We start from the raw sequence: 5,425 nt of genomic DNA, 5'->3' as shown, positions 1-5,425 counted from the left end.
GTCTGTTGTTTGAGAACTCAATAGTGTGCCAAGTTTATTGATACCAATTTATTTTGATTGGTTGAACAGGCCGTTTCCGCCCACCCCGTGGGTATGGGACGGTTTTTTTAGCCGGTTTCGAATTTAGTGCAGTGCGTGTGACCAATTTTCCTTGGTCTGCGTGCTGTGTCTGTAACACATTTACGGAGAGTTTGATCCTGGCTCAGGATGAACGCTGGCGGCGTGCTTAACACATGCAAGTCGAACGATGACTTCTGTGCTTGCACAGAATGATTAGTGGCGAACGGGTGAGTAACACGTGAGTAACCTGCCCCTGACTTCGGGATAAGCCTGGGAAACCGGGTCTAATACCGGATACAACGGTCCACCGCATGGTGGTCCGTGGAAAGCTTTATGCGGTTTTGGATGGACTCGCGGCCTATCAGCTTGTTGGTTGGGGTAATGGCCCACCAAGGCGACGACGGGTAGCCGGCCTGAGAGGGTGACCGGCCACACTGGGACTGAGACACGGCCCAGACTCCTACGGGAGGCAGCAGTGGGGAATATTGCACAATGGGCGGAAGCCTGATGCAGCGACGCCGCGTGAGGGACGAATGCCTTCGGGTTGTAAACCTCTTTCAGCAGGGAAGAAGCGAAAGTGACGGTACCTGCAGAAGAAGCGCCGGCTAACTACGTGCCAGCAGCCGCGGTAATACGTAGGGCGCAAGCGTTATCCGGAATTATTGGGCGTAAAGAGCTCGTAGGCGGTTTGTCGCGTCTGCTGTGAAAGCCCGGGGCTCAACCCCGGGTCTGCAGTGGGTACGGGCAGACTAGAGTGATGTAGGGGAGACTGGAATTCCTGGTGTAGCGGTGAAATGCGCAGATATCAGGAGGAACACCGATGGCGAAGGCAGGTCTCTGGGCATTAACTGACGCTGAGGAGCGAAAGCATGGGGAGCGAACAGGATTAGATACCCTGGTAGTCCATGCCGTAAACGTTGGGCACTAGGTGTGGGGGACATTCCACGTTTTCCGCGCCGTAGCTAACGCATTAAGTGCCCCGCCTGGGGAGTACGGCCGCAAGGCTAAAACTCAAAGGAATTGACGGGGGCCCGCACAAGCGGCGGAGCATGCGGATTAATTCGATGCAACGCGAAGAACCTTACCAAGGCTTGACATGAACCGGTAAGACCTGGAAACAGGTCCCCCACTTGTGGCCGGTTTACAGGTGGTGCATGGTTGTCGTCAGCTCGTGTCGTGAGATGTTGGGTTAAGTCCCGCAACGAGCGCAACCCTCGTTCTATGTTGCCAGCGCGTTATGGCGGGGACTCATAGGAGACTGCCGGGGTCAACTCGGAGGAAGGTGGGGACGACGTCAAATCATCATGCCCCTTATGTCTTGGGCTTCACGCATGCTACAATGGCCGGTACAAAGGGTTGCGATACTGTGAGGTGGAGCTAATCCCAAAAAGCCGGTCTCAGTTCGGATTGAGGTCTGCAACTCGACCTCATGAAGTTGGAGTCGCTAGTAATCGCAGATCAGCAACGCTGCGGTGAATACGTTCCCGGGCCTTGTACACACCGCCCGTCAAGTCACGAAAGTTGGTAACACCCGAAGCCGGTGGCCTAACCCCTTGTGGGAGGGAGCCGTCGAAGGTGGGACCGGCGATTGGGACTAAGTCGTAACAAGGTAGCCGTACCGGAAGGTGCGGCTGGATCACCTCCTTTCTAAGGAGCACCTCGAAGACCATGTCCTTCCACAGTGTTGGATGTGTGCTTCGCAGGAGATGCCCATATCGGAGACATATGTTCTCCGGTGGGTGCTCAAGGGTGGAATATCAATGGATAGGCGCCGGCATGCCGGCTGCGGCGGATTAGTACGTTCCTTCCTTCGGGAGGGTTCCTGGAACCTCCTCTGCGGCCCTGGTAAGACCGGTTAGTCGTTTGGCACACTGTTGGGTCCTGAAGCAACAGGCACCTGTGGTCTTCTCCTTTCGGGGGGAAGGTGCTGCGGGTTGCTGGTTTGTTTCTGTTTGTTCCTGCGCAGGCCGGAACCGTGTCGTTGACGCCCTTTGCGGGGTGGTCGGGTGCGGGGATGGGTGTGACGGGGTTGTTGTTTGAGAACTACATAGTGGACGCGAGCATCTTAAAAATTATTAAGTGCAATTTCAGAAAAACCTGGTAGATCCGGGTGCCTCTCAAGGGTGCCTGGTGAGACCGTGGTTTTCTCGATAGCGATAATTAATTATTGATCTTTGTGGTCAAGTTTTTAAGGGCACACGGTGGATGCCTTGGCATCAGGAGCCGAAGAAGGACGTAGGAATCTGCGATAAGCCTGGGGGAGTTGATAACCGAACTTTGATCCCAGGATGTCCGAATGGGGAAACCCCGCCCGGCGCGCGAGTGACCGGGTGACCCGCATCTGAACACATAGGGTGCGTGGAGGGAACGTGGGGAAGTGAAACATCTCAGTACCCACAGGAAGAGAAAACAACAGTGATTCCGTTAGTAGTGGCGAGCGAACGCGGAAGAGGCTAAACCAGTGGTGTGTGATAGCCGGCGGGCGTTGCATCACTGGGGTTGCGGGACTTTCCGTACCGATTCTGCCGGATTGGTGAAGTGAGTGCAGATGCATAGGTGAACCGGTTTGAAAGCCGGGCCGTAGAGGGTGTTAGCCCCGTAACCGGAATGTATGCTGCCGCTTGGAGAGGATCCCAAGTAGCACGGGGCCCGAGAAATCCCGTGCGAATCTGCCAGGACCACCTGGTAAGCCTAAATACTCCCTGATGACCGATAGCGGACAAGTACCGTGAGGGAAAGGTGAAAAGTACCCCGGGAGGGGAGTGAAATAGTACCTGAAACCGTGTGCCTACAAACCGTTGGAGCAGCCTTGTAGCTGTGACAGCGTGCCTTTTGAAGAATGAGCCTGCGAGTTAGTGTTACGTCGCGAGGTTAACCCGTGAGGGGAAGCCGTAGCGAAAGCGAGTCTGAATAGGGCGATGCAGTGGCGTGATCTAGACCCGAAGCGGAGTGATCTACCCATGGCCAGGTTGAAGCGACGGTAAGACGTCGTGGAGGACCGAACCCACTTCAGTTGAAAATGGAGGGGATGAGCTGTGGGTAGGGGTGAAAGGCCAATCAAACTCCGTGATAGCTGGTTCTCCCCGAAATGCATTTAGGTGCAGCGTTGCGTGTTTCTTACCGGAGGTAGAGCTACTGGATGGCTAATGGGCCCTACAAGGTTACTGACGTCAGCCAAACTCCGAATGCCGGTAAGTGAGAGCGCAGCAGTGAGACTGTGGGGGATAAGCTTCATAGTCGAGAGGGAAACAGCCCAGACCACCAACTAAGGCCCCTAAGCGTGTGCTAAGTGGGAAAGGATGTGGAGTTGCCCAGACAACCAGGAGGTTGGCTTAGAAGCAGCCACCCTTGAAAGAGTGCGTAATAGCTCACTGGTCAAGTGATTCCGCGCCGACAATGTAGCGGGGCTCAAGTACACCGCCGAAGTTGTGGCATTCAGATATTGACAAGCCTTCGTGGTTCAGTCGTCTGGATGGGTAGGGGAGCGTCGTGTGGGCAGTGAAGCTGCGGTGTAAACCAGTGGTGGAGCCTACACGAGTGAGAATGCAGGCATGAGTAGCGAAAGACGGGTGAGAAACCCGTCCGCCGAATGATCAAGGGTTCCAGGGTCAAGCTAATCTGCCCTGGGTAAGTCGGGACCTAAGGCGAGGCCGACAGGCGTAGTCGATGGACAACGGGTTGATATTCCCGTACCGGCGAAGAACCGCCCATACCAAGCAGGGGACACTAACCGTCCGGAGCCTGCCCGAGCATCCTTGTGGTGTGAGGGTTTTGGCCGAGCACGGGACCTGATCCTGGGAGGTAAGCGTATTAACAGGTGTGACGCAGGAAGGTAGCCGGGCCAGGCGATGGTAGTCCTGGTCTAAGGATGTAGGGTCCGTGATAGGTAAATCCGTCATGGTGTCTTTGATGACGCTCCTGAGATCCGACGGGACCCCCTCACGGGGGGATCCGGTGATCCTATGCTGCCTAGAAAAGCATCGGCGCGAGGTTCCAGCCGCCCGTACCCCAAACCGACACAGGTGATCAGGTAGAGAATACTAAGGCGATCGAGAGAATTATGGTTAAGGAACTCGGCAAAATGCCCCCGTAACTTCGGGAGAAGGGGGGCCCCAACCTTGATGGACACTTGCTGTCCGGAGGGGATCGGGGCCGCAGAGACCAGGGGGAAGCGACTGTTTACTAAAAACACAGGTCCGTGCGAAGTCGCAAGACGATGTATACGGACTGACTCCTGCCCGGTGCTGGAAGGTTAAGAGGACCGGTTAGCCCTTACGGGCGAAGCTGGGAATTTAAGCCCCAGTAAACGGCGGTGGTAACTATAACCATCCTAAGGTAGCGAAATTCCTTGTCGGGTAAGTTCCGACCTGCACGAATGGAGTAACGACTTCCCCGCTGTCTCAACCATAAACTCGGCGAAATTGCAGTACGAGTAAAGATGCTCGTTACGCGCAGCAGGACGGAAAGACCCCGAGACCTTTACTATAGTTTGGTATTGGTGTTCGGTGTGGCTTGTGTAGGATAGGTGGGAGACTGTGAGACCCGGACGCCAGTTCGGGTGGAGTCATCGTTGAAATACCACTCTGGTCATACTGGATATCTAACTTCGGCCCGTAATCCGGGTCAGGGACAGTGCCTGATGGGTAGTTTAACTGGGGCGGTTGCCTCCTAAAGAGTAACGGAGGCGCCCAAAGGTTCCCTCAGCCTGGTTGGCAATCAGGTGTCGAGTGTAAGTGCACAAGGGAGCTTGACTGTGAGAGAGACATCTCGAGCAGGGACGAAAGTCGGGACTAGTGATCCGGCGGTACATTGTGGAATGGCCGTCGCTCAACGGATAAAAGGTACCTCGGGGATAACAGGCTGATCTTGCCCAAGAGTCCATATCGACGGCATGGTTTGGCACCTCGATGTCGGCTCGTCGCATCCTGGGGCTGGAGTAGGTCCCAAGGGTTGGGCTGTTCGCCCATTAAAGCGGTACGCGAGCTGGGTTTAGAACGTCGTGAGACAGTTCGGTCCCTATCCGCTGCGCGCGCAGGAAATTTGAGAAGGGCTGTCCTTAGTACGAGAGGACCGGGACGGACGAACCTCTGGTGTGTCAGTTGTACTGCCAAGTGCACCGCTGATTAGCTACGTTCGGATGGGATAACCGCTGAAAGCATCTAAGCGGGAAGCCCGCTTCGAGATGAGATTTCCATACACCTTGTGTGTGAGAGGCCCCCAGCCAGACCACTGGGTTGATAGGCCGGATGTGGAAGCGGGGACTAAAGACCCGTGAAGCTGACCGGTACTAATAGGCCGATAACTTACACCACACCAGCACCTGGACGGACACGACTTCAAACGGTCCGTCAAAGTATAAAGGGTG

General features: G+C 55.4%; 2 rRNA genes. Both read left to right on the top strand.

The features are described from left to right. The first annotated feature begins 179 nt into the window (after positions 1-179). Positions 180-1,707, top strand: a 16S ribosomal RNA gene (locus GD627_RS16415). Between the two features lie 531 nt (positions 1,708-2,238). Next, positions 2,239-5,372 (top strand): 23S ribosomal RNA (locus GD627_RS16410). The 16S and 23S rRNA genes sit together here, the layout of an rRNA operon. Positions 5,373-5,425: the final 53 nt, after the last annotated feature.

Source organism: Arthrobacter yangruifuii (assembly GCF_009192775.1).
In the GTDB taxonomy this organism is placed as follows: domain Bacteria; phylum Actinomycetota; class Actinomycetes; order Actinomycetales; family Micrococcaceae; genus Arthrobacter_B; species Arthrobacter_B yangruifuii.
The sequence above is the reverse complement of the archived record's forward strand: the minus strand, read 5'-3'. Positions and strand labels throughout refer to the sequence as shown.